Genomic DNA, 17,208 nt, shown 5'->3' on the forward strand with positions numbered 1-17,208 from the left:
GCTCCTTAGAAATAACCCTGACGTTTCTTCAGCTCCATCGAGCCTGCCTGGTCGCGGTCAATCACGCGCCCTTGTCGCTCACTGGTGGTCGACACCAGCATCTCTTCAATAATCTCGGGCAATGTCTGCGCACTGGATTCCACAGCACCAGTCAGTGGCCAGCAGCCGAGGGTACGGAAGCGCACCATCTGTTTTTTGATCACTTCGCCTGGCTGCAAATCGATACGATCGTCATCGATCATCATCAACATACCGTCACGCTCCAGCACCGGGCGTTCTGCAGCCAGATACAGGGGAACAATCTCGATATTTTCCAGATAGATATATTGCCAAATATCCAGCTCAGTCCAGTTAGAGAGCGGGAAGACGCGGATGCTTTCGCCCTTGTTAATCTGGCCGTTGTAGTTGTGCCACAGCTCCGGGCGCTGGTTTTTTGGATCCCAGCGATGGAAGCGGTCGCGGAAGGAGTAGATACGCTCTTTGGCACGGGATTTCTCTTCATCACGGCGTGCGCCACCAAAAGCGGCATCAAAACCGTACTTGTTCAGCGCCTGTTTCAACCCTTCGGTTTTCATGATGTCGGTATGTTTTGCACTACCGTGCACGAATGGGTTTATTCCCATCGCCACCCCTTCCGGGTTTTTATACACCAGCAGCTCGCAGCCGTAGGCCTTCGCAGTACGGTCGCGGAACTCGTACATCTCGCGGAACTTCCATCCGGTGTCAACGTGCAGCAGAGGAAACGGCAGCGTGCCTGGGTAAAACGCTTTACGCGCCAGATGCAGCATTACGCTGGAATCTTTACCGATGGAGTACATCATCACCGGATTAGAAAATTCAGCAGCGACTTCGCGGATAATATGAATACTTTCCGCTTCGAGTTGCCGCAGGTGAGTCAGTCGTTTTTGGTCCATAACCGTTCCTTAAGCCAGATTCACCACAGAAGAGCCAAACCCCTCTGCGTCTGTTGTATATTGAAACCAGGCGAGCGTGCTGTGCAGCTGCACCACTTCACCCACCACAATCAGGGCGGGCATAGGCGCGTCTTGCGCCAACTTTGCAAGGTCTTGCAGTGTGCCGGTCGCGACATGCTGATCGACGCGCGTACCGCGAGAAATCACGGCAACCGGCGTTGTCGCCTCACGACCATGCTGGATAAGTTGTTCACTGATATCTGCCGCTTTCATCGTGCCCATATAGATCGCCAGCGTCTGACGGCTCTGCGCCAAATGTGACCAGTCGAACGGCGTGCTGTCTGCTTTGTAATGGCCTGTCACAAAGGTCACGCACTGAGCGTAATCACGATGGGTGAGTGGAATACCGGCATACGCCGTTACCGCGGATGCCGCCGTAATGCCAGGAACCACCTGGAACGGCACACCCGCAGCAGCAGCCGCCTGCAGTTCTTCTCCGCCACGCCCAAAGATGAATGGGTCGCCCCCTTTCAGACGTACAACGGTTTTGCCTTCTTTTGCCGCCGCCACCAGCATCTGATTAGTTTCATGCTGTGGCACGGAGTGTTCACCTGCACGTTTGCCCACGCAAATCTGCTCCGCATCACGGCGGATCAACTCGCGCACGCCATCACTCACCAGATGGTCATAAAACACTACATCGGCATCCTGCAAAATCTGCAGGCCACGAAGCGTCAGAAGCCCGGCATCACCAGGACCGGCTCCCACCAGAATAATTTCTCCGCCGTTGCCGGGGTTCTCCAGTTCATCTTCCAGAACCTGCTGTGCTGCTGCCTCATTACCAGACTGAATCAAGCTGGCAAAACGCCCACGAAACACCCGCTCCCAGAAGCGGCGACGTTCCGTCACGCTGGTCAGCCGGGCTTTCAGATGGTTGCGCCAGTCACTGGCTTTTTCGGCCACTCGCCCCAGACTTGTTGGCAGTAACGCCTCAATTTTCTCTCGCAGCAGGCGAGCCAAAACAGGCGCAGTGCCTCCGGACGAGATCGCTACAATTAAAGGAGAACGATCGACAATCGAGGGGAAAATAAATGAGCATAACGGCTGATCGTCCACCACATTCACCAGGCGATGGCGGGCATGTGCTGCATCTGAAACACGCTGGTTCAGCGCACGATCTTCCGTTGCCGCAATCACCAGGACCACATGGTCGAGTTGTGATTCCTCGAATTCGGAACCTGTGACGACCTCTACCTTTGCGCCTGCACGCTGTAAAAAAGCAATTTTGCGATCGGCAATTTCGCCCGTACCGACAACCAGAACCGGACGATCTTTTAAGGCAGCAAATAAGGGCAGATAGTCCACAAGCTACAACTCACTAACAACCAGGAATAGTGGGACTATAGGGGGCGGCTTAGACTGAATGAAATTACTAATTGGAATGAGTAGTTACTCAATGGAATAACGCCATGAAAAAGCAAATATCAAAAAGTGCTTAACACGCGAAATTTCGGGCATTTAGGAGCAATTCAAATTGTGTATACAGGATCACAGTTTCATACTAAGCGAGTTAAAATTTTGCTCTGCTTTTAAGGACTCACTATGTTTTCCGCAACGCGCCACCGTATTGCTGCACTGGCGCTCGGCGTTTGCTTTATCCTTCCGGCCCAGGCAAAGAATCAGCCCTACGGCGACATTGCCAATATGCAGGCACGGCATATTGCAACGGTATTTCCTGGTCGAATGACCGGCACACCCGCAGAGATGCTCTCTGCCGACTATATTCGCCAGCAGTTTGCTGACATGGGCTACCAGAGCGATATCCGGGCGTTTCATAGCCGCTATATTTATACCTCGCGCAATAAAACGAAAAACTGGCACAACGTGACCGGCAGTACGGTTATTGCCGCGCATGAAGGTAAAAGCCCCGAACAAATTATTGTTATGGCGCATCTGGATACCTTCGCCCCAATGAGTGATGCCGACACCGATAATAATCTCGGTGGCCTTACGCTACAGGGAATCGATGATAACGCGGCAGGATTAGGCGTAATGCTCGAACTGGCTGAGCGCATGAAAAATATCCCAACAAAATACGGGATTCGCTTTGTCGCAACCAGTGGTGAAGAGGAAGGAAAACTCGGCGCTGAGAATCTCCTCAAGCGAATGAGTACTGAAGAGAAGAAAAATACGCTACTGGTGATTAACCTCGATAATCTTATCGTCGGGGACAAACTCTATTTCAATAGCGGACAAAGCACGCCGAGCACAGTGCGCAAATTAACGCGGGATCGTGCGCTGTCGATTGCCCGTAGTGTAGGGGTTTATGCCACTACAAACCCTGGCGGTAATGCACAATATCCGAGAGGTACGGGCTGCTGTAACGACGGTGAAGTGTTCGATAAAGCCGGCATTCCCGTCCTGTATGTCGAAGCAACTAACTGGACGCTGGGCAAGAAAGATGGCTATCAGCAACGCACGAAATCCAAAGCCTTCCCGGATGGAACAAGCTGGCATGACGTGAGACTGGATAATCAACAGCACATTGATAGCGCCCTGCCGCAACGGATTGAGCACCGTAGCCGCGATGTGGTGAAAGTGATGTTGCCACTGGTAAAAGAGTTGGTCAAAGCCAATAAAGTGTAGTGATAGATGTCTTCTTTGCCCTCTCCCCAAAGGGAAGAGGGCAAAATCAGATTACCCTTCGTGCAGCCCACACTCGCGTTTAAGTCCAAAGAAACGCGTCTCTTCTTCGGCCATTCCCGGCTCCCATTTACGGGTGGTATGGGTATCGCCAACCGACAGATATCCCTGGTCCCACAGCGGGTGATATTTCAGCCCGTATTTTTGCAGGTACTGATAAACCGTTCGGTTATCCCAGTCGATAATCGGCAATACTTTGAACACACCGCGCTGAATGGCCAAAACTGGCAAGTTCGCCCGACTGCCGGACTGATCACGGCGCAGCCCGGCAAACCAGGTTTGCGCCTTTAGCTCTTTCAGCGCACGGTTCATGGGCTCAACTTTGTTGATCTCATTGTATTTCTCAATGCCCTCAACGCCCTGCTCCCACAATTTACCGTAGCGCGCTTCCTGCCACGCCGCACTTTGTCCAGCACGATAGACCTTCAGGTTAAGCTTAAGCTTGTCCGTAAGCTCATCAATAAACTGGTATGTTTCCGGGAACAGGTAGCCGGTATCGGTGAGGATCACCGGAATATCCGGACGGATCTGATTCACCAGATGCAAACTGACGGCAGCCTGAATGCCAAAGCTTGAGGAGAGGACATAGTCGCCTGGCAGGTTTTCCAACGCCCATGCCACGCGCCCTTCGGCATCGAGCTTTTCCAGTTGCGCATTCGTTTCCGAAAGCTGAAAAATGCGTTCAACTTTTGGCAATTCATTCAGCGCGTTTAGATCGAGTACGGACATAATTACCTCTCGTGGTTACTCCCAGAAATCCCGCGCGGGATCGAGTACCGGGCGAATAATGCCCGCACGTACCGTAAAGTCGCCAAAACCTTCATTAACTTCACGCTCTTTCGCCCAGCGCCCGACCAGTTCATCAATCGAGTCAAGGATCTCCGGTTCCGTAATGTTTTCGCGATACATACGCGGAATACGCGTCCCGCTACGATTGCCCCCAAGATGAACGTTGTAGCGACCCGGCGCTTTACCAACCAGGCCCAGTTCCGCCAGCATCGCGCGGCCACAGCCATTCGGGCAGCCCGTCACGCGCATCACAATATGCTCTTCGGGAATACCGTGTTTTTCCAGAATCGACTCAACTTTATCGGTAAACGACGGCAGGAAACGCTCAGCTTCCGCCATCGCCAGTGGACAAGTCGGGAATGACACACAGGCCATGGAGTTTTCACGCTGCGGTTTCACTGCGTTCATCAACCCGTGATCGCGCGCGAGTTTCTCAATCTTCGCTTTCTGGCTTTCAGGAACACCCGCAATGATCAGGTTCTGGTTAGCAGTAATACGGAACTCGCCTTTATGGATCCTGGCAATTTCCAGCAAGCCAGTTTTCAGCGGACGCCCCGGATAATCCAGGATACGACCGTTTTCAATAAACAGCGTCAGATGCCATTTATTGTCGATGCCTTTCACCCAGCCAATGCGGTCGCCGCGCCCCGTGAATTCATAAGGACGAATGGGTTCAAATTTAATGCCTGCGCGACGCTCCACTTCTTCTTTGAACGTCTCTACGCCAACGCGCTCCAGAGTGTATTTGGTCTTCGCATTTTTACGATCAGTACGGTTACCCCAGTCACGCTGAGTTGTGACAACCGCTTCCGCCACGGCCAGCGTGTGCTCCAACGGCAGATAACCGAATTCGCTCGCGGTGCGCGCGTAGGTTTTCTTGTTACCGTGCTCGATAGACAGACCACCGCCCACCAGTAGGTTAAAGCCCACCAGCTTGCCGTTTTCGGCAATCGCCACAAAGTTCATGTCGTTAGCGTGCAGATCGATATCGTTCTGCGGCGGGATCACCACGGTGGTTTTGAACTTACGCGGCAGATAGGTCTGGCCGAGGATCGGTTCTTCATCTGTGGTCGCCACTTTCTCCTGGTCGAGCCAGATCTCCGCATAGGCGCGAGTGCGCGGCAACAGATGCTCGGAGATCTTCTTCGCCCACTCGTATGCGTCAGCGTGAAGCTGAGACTCAAATGGATTAGAGGTACAGAGCACGTTACGGTTCATGTCGTTGGCCGTCGCCAGCGCATCCAGCCCGACGGAGTGCAGCATCTGGTGGACTGGTTTCACGTTCTTCTTCAGAATGCCGTGGAACTGGAAAGTCTGACGGTTGGTCAGACGGATGCTGCCGTAAATCGTGTTGTCTTCAGCAAATTTATCAATCGCCTGCCATTGTTTGGTGGTGATAACACCACCAGGCAAGCGGCAGCGCAACAGCATCGCGTGACGCGGCTCCAGCTTTTGTTCAGCACGCTCCGCGCGGATATCGCGATCGTCTTGCTGATACATGCCGTGGAAGCGGATCAGCAGGAAGTTGTCGCCTTTGAATCCGCCCGTCAGGCCGTCATTCAAATCTTCGGCAATTGTGCCGCGCAGGTAGTTGCTCTCTACCTTCATACGCTCGGCATCGGTCAGTTTGCCTTCGACCACCAGTGGGCCAGGATGTTTTTCGCTCATTAGTAGACATCTCGCTGATAACGGCGCTCAACGCGCAGCTCACTTAAAAATTCATCCGCCGCTTCGGCATCCATACCGCCGAATTCGGCAATCACTTCCAGCAAAGTCCGCTCAACGTCTTTCGCCATGCGATTGGCGTCTCCGCAGACATAAATGTGTGCACCGTCATTAATCCAGCGCCACAGCTCTGCACCTTGTTCGCGCAGCTTATCTTGTACGTATATTTTTTCTTTTTGGTCACGAGACCAGGCCAGATCGATACGGCTCAACACGCCCTCTTTCACGTAGCGTTGCCATTCGACCTGGTAAAGGAAATCTTCGGTAAAGTGTGGGTTTCCAAAGAACAGCCAGTTTTTACCCGGCGCTTCATCGGCCGCACGTTGCTGCATAAAGGAACGGAACGGCGCAATGCCTGTGCCTGGCCCAATCATGATCACTGGTGTTTCCGGGTTTGCGGGCAGACGGAAATTGTCGTTGTGCTCGATAAAGACGCGCACTTCACCCTCCTCTTCTACACGATCCGCCAGGAAACCTGACGCGCCACCGGTCCGTGCCCGGCCTTCAATATCGTAGCGCACGACCCCCACGGTGACGTGCACTTCACTTTCCACTTCCGCCTGAGAAGAGGCGATGGAATAGAGGCGCGGCGTCAACGGACGAAGCAAGCCAATCAATTTGTCGGCATCCAGCTGTGCCGGGGAGAAACGAACCATATCGACAATCGGCGTCGTGGCGGCGTAATGCTGCAATTTCGCTTTCTCGCCTACTAACGGCAGCAACGATTCACTCCGGGTCAGCGTGGCATAATTCTCAACGATATTGGCGGTATTCACCGTCAGTTCAACATGCCACTGCAACGCTTCAGTGAGCGTCAGGGTTTTGCCTTCAACCACAACCGGTTCATCGCCCTTCAGCCATAACAGCTCAACCAACTCTTTCACGAGCGCGGGATCGTTCTGATACCACACACCCAGTGCGTCACCTGGCTGATAGCGTAAACCGGAATCCCCGAGGTCGATCTCAATATGGCGAACGTCTTTTTCGGAGTCGCGACCCGTAATTTTTTGATTTACGGACAGGCTGGCCGTCAGCGGGGCTTCTTTGGTATACGGGCTGGTATGGATGTCATTTACGGCGCCTGTCGCAGCAGTCACCACCTGAGTCGCACTCTCTTTCGGTGCACGAGCTTTCAGCACCTCAACCACACGGGCACGCCACTCAGCAGCAGCGGCCTGATATTCCACATCCGCATCAACGCGATCCAGCAGGCGTTCAGCACCCAGTTCCGCCAGCTTACTGTCGAAGTCTTTACCGGACTGGCAGAAGAATTCATAGGAGGTATCGCCCAGGCCGAACACGGCAAACGCAGTCCCTTCCAGTTTTGGCGCTTTTTTCGAGAACAGGAATTTATGCAGGGCAACCGCTTCTTCAGCTGGCTCACCTTCACCCTGTGTGGAAGCCACGACCACCAGCAATTTTTCTGACGCGATTTGTTTGAATTTATAATCCCCGGCGTTCACCAGGTTCGCGTTCAGTTTAGCGGCGAGCAAATCATCACGCAGCGCTTCGGCTACCCGGCGGGCATTTCCCGTCTGAGAGGCGGAGATAAGCGTAATGGCCGGGTTTTCAGCGGCGGGTGCAGGAGTCGCCACCGCAGCACCTTGCTGCTGGTTAAGCATTCCCCAGAAATAACCAGACACCCAGGCAAGCTGAGTAGGTGAAAAATCAGTAGTAGCCGCCGTAAGGCGCGCCAGTTGCTCCGGGTTCAGCGGAAGCAAATTTGAAGGTGGGGCCTGTGTTGTCATGCGTCATTACATTCCAGTAGCAAAGCTGAATTTAATAAGAAAAGCCAAACTGAAGATAAGGTTAACGGTGGGGATAATAACAATTAAAGAAGGGATGGAAATAATAAATAACCAAATGGACTAACCTGTTTTAGTTATCGTTCTTAACGATAAAAACGATTACATAACAAATTGAAATATAAAGATAAAAATCACATCCCGAGTCACTTTTCCAACGAACCTCTGGAATGGCCGTTTTAGTTAATGATAAAAAATGTGCTTTCCGGTACTATGCGGCGGTTTTTTCCGCATTACTTGAGAGTTCATGATGTCCACCACACTGTTTAAAGATTTCATCTTCGAAGCCGCACACCATCTTCCACATGTACCGCAAGGACATAAATGTGGCCGCCTGCACGGACACTCATTTATGGTGCGTCTTGAAATCACTGGTGAAGTCGATCCCCATACCGGCTGGATCATGGACTTTGCCGAACTGAAAGCCGCGTTTAAGCCAACTTACGATCGCCTGGATCACTACTATCTGAACGAGATCCCTGGTCTTGAAAATCCCACCAGCGAAGTGCTGGCAAAATGGATTTGGGATCAGGTAAAACCGCTGGTTCCACTGCTGAGCGCGGTGATGATTAAAGAGACCTGCACTGCAGGTTGTGTGTATCGCGCAGAGTAATCACGCTCTTTGCGGCAATCGTCAAATTCCTTTTAAATCCGCTATGTTAGGGTTGTGCGTTCTGATAATAAGGAGCGCAGGATGGCGGATGATTTCGATATTATTATCGTGGGAGCAGGGATCGCAGGCACAACCTGTGCCCTCCTCTGCGCCCGAGCCGGGCTATCAGTTTTACTGATTGAGCGTGGCGAGCAGGCCGGCAGTAAAAACCTTTCCGGGGGCCGACTCTACGGCTACGCACTCCGCGAACTGATCCCCGATTTCACCGACCATGCACCTCTTGAACGCCAGGTCATACACGAAAGTTTCTCCCTTCTTACCGATACTGGCGCAACAACGCTTAGCCACCAGCAATTTTCAAGCCCCTCCTGGAGCATTCTGCGCGCCCGGTTTGATCCCTGGTTCGCTGGGCAAGCACAGGCTGCCGGAGCAGAATGCCTGTTCGGCGTGACCGTCGATACGCTCCACACTGAAGGCGGGCGCGTAGCAGGTGTGATCTGCGAAGGTGAGTTGCTGCGCTCTCACATAGTGGTACTGGCTGAAGGCGCTAACAGCCTGCTGGCGGAACAACGTGGCCTCGTCCCCAAGCCGCCGTTGCACACGGTGGGGCTGGGGATAAAAGAGACGCTGTCCCTTGATCCGGCGTTGATTGAATCGCGTTTTCGACTGAACGAGCACGAAGGCTCGGCATGGCTTTTCAGTGGCCATTTGTGTGGCGACAACCCTGCTGGCGGGTTTCTTTATACTAACCGCCAGTCGCTGTCGTTGGGCATCGTTGCGCCACTGACCTCTGTTCGCGAGGGACCTGTTGCTGCATCCAACCTCCTGTCGCGCTTCAAGCATCATCCCGCGGTACGTCCTTTATTGCAGGGCGCGGAAACCGTTGAATATGGTGCGCATCTGGTTCCGGAAGGAGGATTTCGGAGCATCCCGCGAACCCGGGCGGGTGAAGGATGGATTCTGGTGGGCGATACTCTTCGTACCTGTATCAATACCGGAGCCACCATCCGCGGAATGGACATGGCGATGCTGAGTGGTCAGGCTGCTGCTCGCGCGCTGATTGCCGCCCGGAGCGCGCCAGGCCAACCACTCCTCACGCTTTATAACGAACAGCTACAGCAGAGCATTTTGTGGCAGCAACTCAAACGCTACCAACATCTCCCCTCCCTGCTTCAGCGCCACGGCTGGTATCAGCAATGGCCATCGTTTTGCCAGGCGGTCATGGCAGATCTTAGCCGTGTTGATGCCGGTGTGAATCCCCCACTCTGGCGCACTGTATTTCACCATGCGCGCCAGTTTGGCCTGCGTCGCCTTGGCGCAGATATTTTTCGGAGTCTGCGATGTCTGTAAACGAAAGTCTGGCACGCAACTGCTACCATCCCGCCCAAAGTCCGCATATCGAACTTCGGGAAATCAACGAACAGCAGCAACAGCAACTGGAGAAGATCTGCCCTGCCGGTTTGTTTCAGCGCAGGGATGACGGCCAGATGCTATTTCATTATCAGCACTGTCTTGAGTGTGGCTGCTGTCGGATGATCCTCGGTGATACTGCGTTGAAAATCTGGCGCTACCCACCTTCAGGTTTCGGCATTGTTTTACGTTTCGGTTAACTTCAAGAAAGGATGTTTGTGTGCCATTACTTCACCTGCTAAGACAAAACCCGGTGATCGCCGCGGTAAAAGATAACGCCAGCCTGCAACTTGCCATCGCTTCAGAGTGCCAGTTTGTCTCCGTCTTATACGGAAATATTTGTACCATCAGCGGGATAGTGCAAAAGATCAAACAAGCAGGGAAATACGCATTTGTGCATGTTGACCTGCTGGAGGGAACCTCTAACAAGGAAGTGGTCATTCAGTTTCTGAAGCTGGTGACTCAGGCCGATGGGATCATCAGTACCAAACCCGCCATGCTGAAAGCCGCGCGTGCCGAGGGCTATTTTTGCATCCATCGCCTGTTTATTGTCGATTCGATCTCTTTTCATACTATTGAAAAACAGGTGTCGCAATCGGGTGCGGATTGCATTGAGATCCTGCCCGGCTGTATGCCAAAAGTGTTGGGCTGGGTCACAGAGAAAGTTCGTCAGCCGCTGATTGCCGGTGGCTTGGTTTGCGATGAAGAAGATGCCCGTAATGCGATGGCGGCGGGTGTTGCTGCACTATCAACAACCAACATTGATGTATGGAAACTGGCAAAATCGCTTAACTGATCTTCTCTGCCAGCGCTTCAAGCACCTCGGTAACATCTCCGACAATCCCCACATCTGCTGCGGCAAAAACAGGCGCGGCAGGATCGTGGTTAATCGCGACAATGAAATCACTTCCGGCAATCCCCGCCAGAAAGGCGGATGCTCCCGACGCTCCAGCCACCAGGCAGAGTGCCGGTGCGATCTTCTGGCCGGAAATACCCAGCATACGCTGGCCATCACAGCCACCGGACATGATTCGCTGCCGGGAATATCCCTCTTCAGCCCCGATTTTTTTTGCCAGGCGCGATGTCTCAGCCCCTACGGTTCCTTGTCCACAGGCAAGGACGCGCCGCGCGGTTTCCAGTGGATGATGGGTATTTTTTTCCGTCTGAGGTGGGAGAAGCCCTTCTCTTAACGGGTCAGGAACAAGTGTCTGTTGCCTGCTCAACGTTAATGGCGATACACCTTTGTGGTATACACCTTCAGCAAGAGACAAACAAAGTGGTGAGGCTTTTACCTCAAATGTTGCCGTCAGCGCTCCGCCATAAACGGCTTTTGCTACTGTGCCTGCTTCAGGACAGAATTCGGTTACCTGACAAACGGCACTCCCACGCAAACGCCAGGCCAGACGCGAGGCCAGTTCATCTGCGATGGCGCCGCCCGGAAAGAGGATTATGTCTGTCTCAGAAGCGTGAAAAGCGTGTTCCAGTGCGGGTAAGAGTTGTTCGGGAAGGAAAAAATCACCTTCAACATTCCAGCCACTCAGCGACGCCGATGCGAGCCCGCTGTCTGCCAGAAAGGCGAACAGCGGGTCTATATCTTTGGGATGTAACAGCACGAGGGCAACCTTCATCACTTCATCCTTTCCGCTAAATAATCTTGCCAGAGTTGCTGAACGTTATCCTGCACACTGCCCCCCTGGATAATCACGCCAGCACGGTGAATAGGTTGTCGTTGAAGCGACAAACAATGCGACGGAAGAACTCCCGACGCCCCCTCTTCAATGCACTCAATCTCCGCATGCGACGCAGACATACGTGCCCGAAGGCCTGGTACTCGCAGTGCCATTTGCCCACGATTTTGTACCATCAGCACCGCCGGATGTTGCAGTTGCCAACGCTGGCGATGCCGGAGACTTTCGCACAGCACGTCAAAACCTGACGCGCCAGGCATAACCTCTGTTACCTGTGTCAGACACGGCCAGTTAAGCATTTCCGCGACCATCCAGCCTGTCTGACCATTCTGACCCTCACAACTCTGCGTCCCGAGCAAAACCAGATCGATCGCATTTTGTCTGATATACCGGCTGATGCGTTCCGCCACAAACGCAGGTGCAAAGCGGGTGTCGGTCTCACTGTTCAGGCGAACACATCGCTCAAAACCGAGTGCCTTGAGGTGACGTAAAATCGGCATCGCGTGCTCATCACCAAGTGTTATGGCGCTGAGATGCACCCCTGGATGACGATCGCGCGCCCTGAGCATGATTTCCGCCGCCCCCAATTCATCGTTTCCGATCACCCGGCGCATCAATGACGCGTCCGGGCCTTTGTTTCCTTTTCCTGCAACCTGCCAGTCGGTTTCCGCCAGCATCGACAGATCCGGTTCAGCCTTAAACGCCAACAGAATGTTCATCGATCTTCTCCAGTGGTTTTAGCTCCCCGTCTGCGGCCTCCACCAGCGACAGGTTTCGCGTTTCCGGCGCCCAAAGCACCGACACCAGAAAGCCTATTAGCAATACCGTCACCAGAATCAAAAGCATGGCGCGCATTCCCCAGGAGACCAACACAATCGGCAACAAAGCAGTGCTGATAGCCGCACCAAGACGGCTCATCGCCGTTGCGAACCCCACCCCCAGCGAACGGATATCAGTCGGAAAACTTTCTGCCGGAAGAATGCCCACCAGGTTGCTGGCCGCCGAAATTGCCGTGCTGAACAGCACAAACAAAAACAGTATTACCGTTCCGTTGCTGGCTGAAGTGAATGCCAGTACAGACAATGTGAGCGCCAGCAACAGGAAGCTGCTTATCAGGAAGCGACGCCGGGAGAGTGACCATGTTAATACAAGGCCAATCAGTGCACCGACGATCAACAAGACGTTAAGAATAAGGCTGGTTGTCAGGGCATCTTCCAGCCCGATAGTTTGCGCAATAGTCGGCAGCCAGGTGTAGATCACAAACCATGGCACAACGAGGCAGATAAAAAAGACACTATTGAATACCGTCCTCCGCCAGTAGCGGGAAGAAAACAGCGCCCCTATATGGCGGGTAGTGACAGTGGCAATTTCATCTCCGGGCAAAACATGAGCACCAAGAAAACGGTGAATCACGGCATGCGCTTCGCTGATCCGCCCCTGACGCATTAGCCAACGGGGCGATTCGGGTGTGCCTATACGCAGCAGGGTAATCAGCAGGGCCGGAAACGCCGCAGAAGCTAATAACCAGCGCCAGGCATCCGGATCGCTGTTGATCCACGCGTGCCCCATGACACTCGCCAGCACATAACCGATTGTCCATACCACGCTGAACGAGCCGAGCAACATTCCGCGATAACGCCGTGGCGAAAACTCCGCCAGCAAAGTATGTCCAACCGCGTAGTCTCCCCCGAGGCCAAACCCAATCAGGATACGCAAAAAGATCAACTGCTCCGCCGTTGTGACAAAAAACTGCAGAAATGAGGCGAAAGTGATCAGAAGAAAACTGAAAGTGAATATTCGCTGGCGTCCCGTATGGTCAGAGATCCACCCCAGGATCAAACTGCCCAAAAACAGGCCGAACAAGGCAGAACTGCCAATTAAACCTTCCTGCACCACAGTAAGGTGCATTTGAGGCTGTAGCTGGATCATCGCGTACCCAATGACCCCCAGCACATATCCGTCGGTAAGATGAGCGCCAAAGGTTAAACCGGCAATGCGCCAGTGAAAACGGGTAAGCGGCAAGTCGTCCATACGAACAGGTGACGCATTCATAGCTTTCCCCCGTAAAATAAAAAAACGGCCCCCTCACGGAGAGAGCCGTAACAACTGTTATTTTTCAATCGGATAAATAGTGCCAGCGTTCATAATACCGTTAGGATCAAACTGACGTTTTAATCCTTCCAGCAGCGTCCAGGCCGTCCCGTGTTCCAGCTTACTCCAGTGCACACGGTGTTTACCGATACCGTGGTGGTGCACCATAGATCCACCAAGACGGATGGTCTCTTCGCAGATAATTTTATTCAGAGGGTTATGATATTTATCGATCTCCTCTTCCGGTTTACAACCCACCACGTTGTAGTCATACACAAAGTACATGTTGGTTCCGTTGATGTAGCTGTGTGAAGAGTGGCCGCCCAGCATGGTGATATCATCCGCATGCGGGAACTCTGTACGAATACGGTGGAGAACGTTCTCATAGATCTGGTTAATACAGCTCCAGTCACCAGATACTTCTGTGGTAAAGCCCATGTTATGCGTTTTCAGGATCTGTACGCGTTCAGCGGCGACTTTATCCGGCCCCCAGTTCAGATGGTTGAACCAGTTCTCGATGAGTTTACTGTCCACGCGCTGACATTGCGGATAACGCGCAACAATCTCCGCAATACCGTCTCCGGTCGCGCGCGCAATTCGTGGGTTGCCCTCGGCCATGAAAATCAGCACACATTTTCCCTCCGCGAAGTGAGTGAAGTGCTGTGTACCATCCTCGGCATCATACAGACGTGCAATGGAAGGACGATAACCTTCAACCATCACTTCACGTAAGATTTCAAAGCCGGTTTTCATGTCATCAAGAATGTAGCCATAGAAGAGGTTATTCTCTGGCGTGAATTTGAAAATTTTCACCGTGACTTCAGTGATATAGCAAAGTGCACCTTCGTTGCCGATGATGATATGACGGATATCAGGCCCGGCGGCACGGCGCGGCACATTTTTAATACGGGTGACAGTCCCATCTGCGAGGACAGCCTCCAGCCCCACCACCATATCTTCGATTGCGCCATACAGCGTTGAAAACTGTCCGATACTGCGGGTTGCAACCAGGCCGCCCATCTGTGCCAGCGGTTTCGACTGTGGCGAATGCCCGGTTGTATAGCCTTTCGCACGCAGCGCGTTTTCCAGCACCTCCAGTGGCACACCACATTGCGCCGTTGCCTGCATGTTTTCGATATCAATATTGATAATCTGGTTCATGCCTGAACCATCCAACACCAGTGAATCCCGGACAACAGTTTCAAGCCCGCCTTCAGTGGCAGAGGCGCCTGTACGAGGAACACCATTGATTTTATGCTGGTTCATAAAGGCGAGTATGCGTGATACCTGCTCAGTGGACCCCAGTTTTACCACCGCAGCAGGCAGTGGAAGTGTAAACACGCCATGGATATCAGCATATTTTCTGAAGCGGTCAACACTATTTTTCTTTAGAACATTCTCATCGATAATAACGCGCTCAGGACCAACAATCTCTTTTATCTGTTCAACAATGCGTTCGCGGGACAATGACATATTTTTTCCTTTCAGATAATTAAGCAATATAAAAAGAAACCACCTTATTACGGGTTATCGAACCAGGTAACCACCATCAACAACCAATAAATGACCATTAACATAATCAGAAGCACGACTTGCCAGGAATATCATGGCTCCCATTAAATCCTGGGTATCCCCCCAACGATTAGCTGGAATATGGTCAAGAACACGTTGGTTCGTTTCCGGATTACTCCGCGTTGCAAGAGTGATATCTGTCGCGTAATAACCAGGTGCAATACCATTAACCTGAATATTGAATTGCCTCAGTTCATCGCAATATGCTTTAGTAAATCCAGCCAGTGCATGCTTTGTTGCGGAGTAGGCCGGAGACCATTGCCCACCCAAATATGAAAACAGTGAACAAATATTAATTATCTTTCCAGTATTCTGCGGAATCATCACTTTTGCAGCCTCATGGCTGAGTTCAAAAGCCGCCGTCAGGTTAACGCTAATCATCGGGTCCCAGTCATCGCGACCAAAATCCAGCACCTTGTTCAGCTTACAAATTCCGGCGTTGTTGACCAGGATATCCACTGTGCCAAAACGCTTACAACAGGCTTCGATTATCTCGCGCGGCACGCCCTGAGCGGTGATATCGGCATACATAAACTCAACCTGAACGCCCTGCTGCTCAATCAGCTCACGGGTTTCGCCATTATCTTTAATGAAGCTGGGAATGAAAATATTCGCCCCGGCTTTTGCCAGCGCCAAAGCAAAAGCCTGCCCAAGACCACTATTGCCCCCAGTGACAATTGCGGTTTTACCCTTCAGAGAGAAGAAATCCATTGAGAATGCATTCAGTGATTCGACTGACATAATGTGCCTCCATGATCCTTTAAGCAAAAAAAAAAGAAAGGTAACTTCCCCCGTGAGAGGGAAGTTACCTTTCTCATGTTCTCTGGTAACTGGCCTAATTTTCTATCATAACCACACATTATCGAATGTGATGAAACTCACAGAGTTCTATTTCATATATCGTTAGCGCAGAATATTTAGAAGCGTGATTACTCTCACACTCAATTTTTCTTCCTCATGGTATTTATTGAGTTATTACTCGAGACCATGAGAAAAGTAATCCACCTGAAAAAGGCGGTTTGCTTTTCTCTTTTTTTTGTCTATTTAAAATGAGATTACGGTATGCAAAAAACCTCATATCGCCGTTGGATAACACTTGCCATTATCAGTTTTAGTGGTGGCGTGAGTTTCGATTTAGCCTATTTACGTTATATTTATCAAATCCCCATGACTAAATTCATGGGATTTAGCAATACCGAAATCGGGTTAATTATGAGTACCTTCGGGATTACTGCAATTATTCTTTATGCGCCGAGTGGTGTCATTGCAGATAAATTTTCGCATCGGAAAATGATTACATCCGCCATGATTATCACCGGATTACTCGGTTTTCTGATGGCCACCTATCCGCCACTGTGGGTCATGCTGCTCATTCAGGTTTGCTTTGCGATAACCACAATTTTAATGCTGTGGTCAGTCTCCATTAAAGCCGCCTCACTCTTAGGGGATCACAGCGAACAGGGGAAAATCATGGGCTGGATGGAGGGACTGCGCGGTGTTGGCGTTATGTCTCTCGCGGTCTTTACCATGTGGGCATTTTCTCAATTCTTACCCGAGGACCCACGTAGCCTGAAAACCGTGATTCTGATTTACAGTACGGTTTATATCCTGCTTGGGATCTTGTGCTGGTTTTTCGTCAACGACGGCCAGTCCACGGCCAGTGACGGCGAACCGGCGAAAAAGGCCTTCCAGCTCAGTGATATTCTGTCAGTACTGCGGATCAGCACCACCTGGTACTGCAGTATGATCATCCTCGGCGTTTATACGATTTACGCCATTTTGAGTTACTCAACCAACTACCTGACCGAGATGTACGGCATGATGAATCGCCACAGATAATCTAGACACTTCCGAGCCGCTGATAATATTGTTTTTCGTATTCAGTTGGTGGCATATGA

At 51.9% G+C, this 17,208-nt stretch carries 15 protein-coding genes and 1 pseudogene; 6 read left to right on the forward strand and 10 right to left on the reverse strand.

The window, feature by feature from the left end; all coding sequences use genetic code 11:
• Positions 1–5 precede the first annotated feature (5 nt).
• Together cysD and cysG are read right to left on the reverse strand one after the other, a co-directional pair.
• Positions 6–914 (reverse strand): sulfate adenylyltransferase subunit CysD, encoded by a 909-nt coding sequence (gene cysD / locus GF617_RS23320; RefSeq protein ID WP_203452556.1) that lies wholly within the window; start codon positions 912–914, stop codon positions 6–8.
• Between the two features lie 9 nt (positions 915–923).
• The gene (cysG, locus tag GF617_RS23325; protein WP_239006596.1) at positions 924–2,270 is read right to left on the reverse strand and encodes a siroheme synthase CysG; all 1,347 of its coding nucleotides are present in this window, start codon (positions 2,268–2,270) and stop codon (positions 924–926) included.
• A gap of 246 nt (positions 2,271–2,516) precedes the next feature.
• Here cysG and GF617_RS23330 point away from each other — a divergent pair, with 246 nt between their 5' ends.
• On the forward strand, positions 2,517–3,560 hold the full coding sequence (locus tag GF617_RS23330; protein ID WP_203452558.1) for an aminopeptidase: 1,044 nt from the start codon (positions 2,517–2,519) through the stop codon (positions 3,558–3,560).
• Positions 3,561–3,611: 51 nt separating this feature from the next.
• Here GF617_RS23330 and cysH read toward each other — a convergent pair whose 3' ends face one another.
• From cysH to cysJ, 3 genes are read right to left on the reverse strand one after another with little or no spacing between them, the layout of a single operon-like run.
• A complete protein-coding gene (gene cysH, locus GF617_RS23335) occupies positions 3,612–4,346 on the reverse strand; it encodes a phosphoadenosine phosphosulfate reductase (RefSeq protein ID WP_203452559.1) in 735 nt (244 codons plus the stop codon).
• Between the two features lie 15 nt (positions 4,347–4,361).
• On the reverse strand, positions 4,362–6,074 hold the full coding sequence (cysI, locus tag GF617_RS23340) for an assimilatory sulfite reductase (NADPH) hemoprotein subunit (protein ID WP_181620564.1): 1,713 nt from the start codon (positions 6,072–6,074) through the stop codon (positions 4,362–4,364).
• Positions 6,074–7,879, reverse strand: a complete 1,806-nt coding sequence (gene cysJ / locus GF617_RS23345) for an NADPH-dependent assimilatory sulfite reductase flavoprotein subunit (protein WP_203452560.1) — start codon at positions 7,877–7,879, stop codon at positions 6,074–6,076. The genes cysI and cysJ overlap by 1 nt, the downstream gene beginning before the upstream one ends.
• Positions 7,880–8,183: 304 nt before the next feature.
• On the opposite strand from cysJ, the gene queD reads away from it, so the two are divergent.
• The 4 genes from queD to GF617_RS23365 all read left to right on the forward strand — a co-directional run bounded on the left by queD (position 8,184) and on the right by GF617_RS23365 (position 10,755).
• Positions 8,184–8,549 carry a 6-carboxytetrahydropterin synthase QueD gene (gene queD, locus GF617_RS23350; protein ID WP_181620566.1) on the forward strand — a complete coding sequence of 122 codons (366 nt, stop codon included), beginning with the start codon at positions 8,184–8,186 and terminating at the stop codon, positions 8,547–8,549.
• Between the two features lie 81 nt (positions 8,550–8,630).
• Positions 8,631–9,899: an FAD-dependent oxidoreductase gene (locus GF617_RS23355; protein WP_203452561.1), complete on the forward strand. Its 1,269-nt coding sequence runs from the start codon at positions 8,631–8,633 to the stop codon at positions 9,897–9,899.
• Complete coding sequence (locus tag GF617_RS23360; protein ID WP_181620568.1) at positions 9,890–10,159, forward strand: ferredoxin family protein; 270 nt, start codon at positions 9,890–9,892, stop codon at positions 10,157–10,159. The genes GF617_RS23355 and GF617_RS23360 overlap by 10 nt, the downstream gene beginning before the upstream one ends.
• A 20-nt stretch (positions 10,160–10,179) precedes the next feature.
• Positions 10,180–10,755 (forward strand): glycerol-3-phosphate responsive antiterminator, encoded by a 576-nt coding sequence (locus tag GF617_RS23365; protein WP_181620569.1) that lies wholly within the window; start codon positions 10,180–10,182, stop codon positions 10,753–10,755.
• On the opposite strand, the gene GF617_RS23370 is transcribed toward GF617_RS23365, so the two are convergent.
• From GF617_RS23370 to GF617_RS23390, 5 genes are read right to left on the reverse strand one after another with little or no spacing between them, the layout of a single operon-like run.
• A complete protein-coding gene (locus GF617_RS23370; RefSeq protein WP_203452562.1) occupies positions 10,748–11,587 on the reverse strand; it encodes an electron transfer flavoprotein subunit alpha/FixB family protein in 840 nt (279 codons plus the stop codon). The genes GF617_RS23365 and GF617_RS23370 overlap by 8 nt on opposite strands.
• A complete protein-coding gene (locus tag GF617_RS23375) occupies positions 11,587–12,366 on the reverse strand; it encodes an electron transfer flavoprotein subunit beta/FixA family protein (protein ID WP_203452563.1) in 780 nt (259 codons plus the stop codon). The genes GF617_RS23370 and GF617_RS23375 overlap by 1 nt, the downstream gene beginning before the upstream one ends.
• Positions 12,344–13,699 (reverse strand): MFS transporter, encoded by a 1,356-nt coding sequence (locus tag GF617_RS23380; protein WP_203452564.1) that lies wholly within the window; start codon positions 13,697–13,699, stop codon positions 12,344–12,346. Before GF617_RS23380 ends, GF617_RS23375 begins: the two co-directional genes overlap by 23 nt.
• A gap of 57 nt (positions 13,700–13,756) precedes the next feature.
• A complete protein-coding gene (locus tag GF617_RS23385) occupies positions 13,757–15,211 on the reverse strand; it encodes an FAD-binding oxidoreductase (RefSeq protein WP_203452565.1) in 1,455 nt (484 codons plus the stop codon).
• A 54-nt stretch (positions 15,212–15,265) separates the two neighbouring features.
• Positions 15,266–16,051 carry an SDR family oxidoreductase gene (locus GF617_RS23390; protein ID WP_203452566.1) on the reverse strand — a complete coding sequence of 262 codons (786 nt, stop codon included), beginning with the start codon at positions 16,049–16,051 and terminating at the stop codon, positions 15,266–15,268.
• A 321-nt stretch (positions 16,052–16,372) separates the two neighbouring features.
• On the opposite strand from GF617_RS23390, the pseudogene GF617_RS23395 reads away from it, so the two are divergent.
• Positions 16,373–17,131, forward strand: a pseudogene (locus GF617_RS23395) (nitrate/nitrite transporter); the annotation flags it as partial.
• Positions 17,132–17,208: the final 77 nt, after the last annotated feature.

The sequence above is a fragment of the Lelliottia sp. RWM.1 genome (genome assembly GCF_016859735.1).
GTDB lineage: Bacteria > Pseudomonadota > Gammaproteobacteria > Enterobacterales > Enterobacteriaceae > Enterobacter.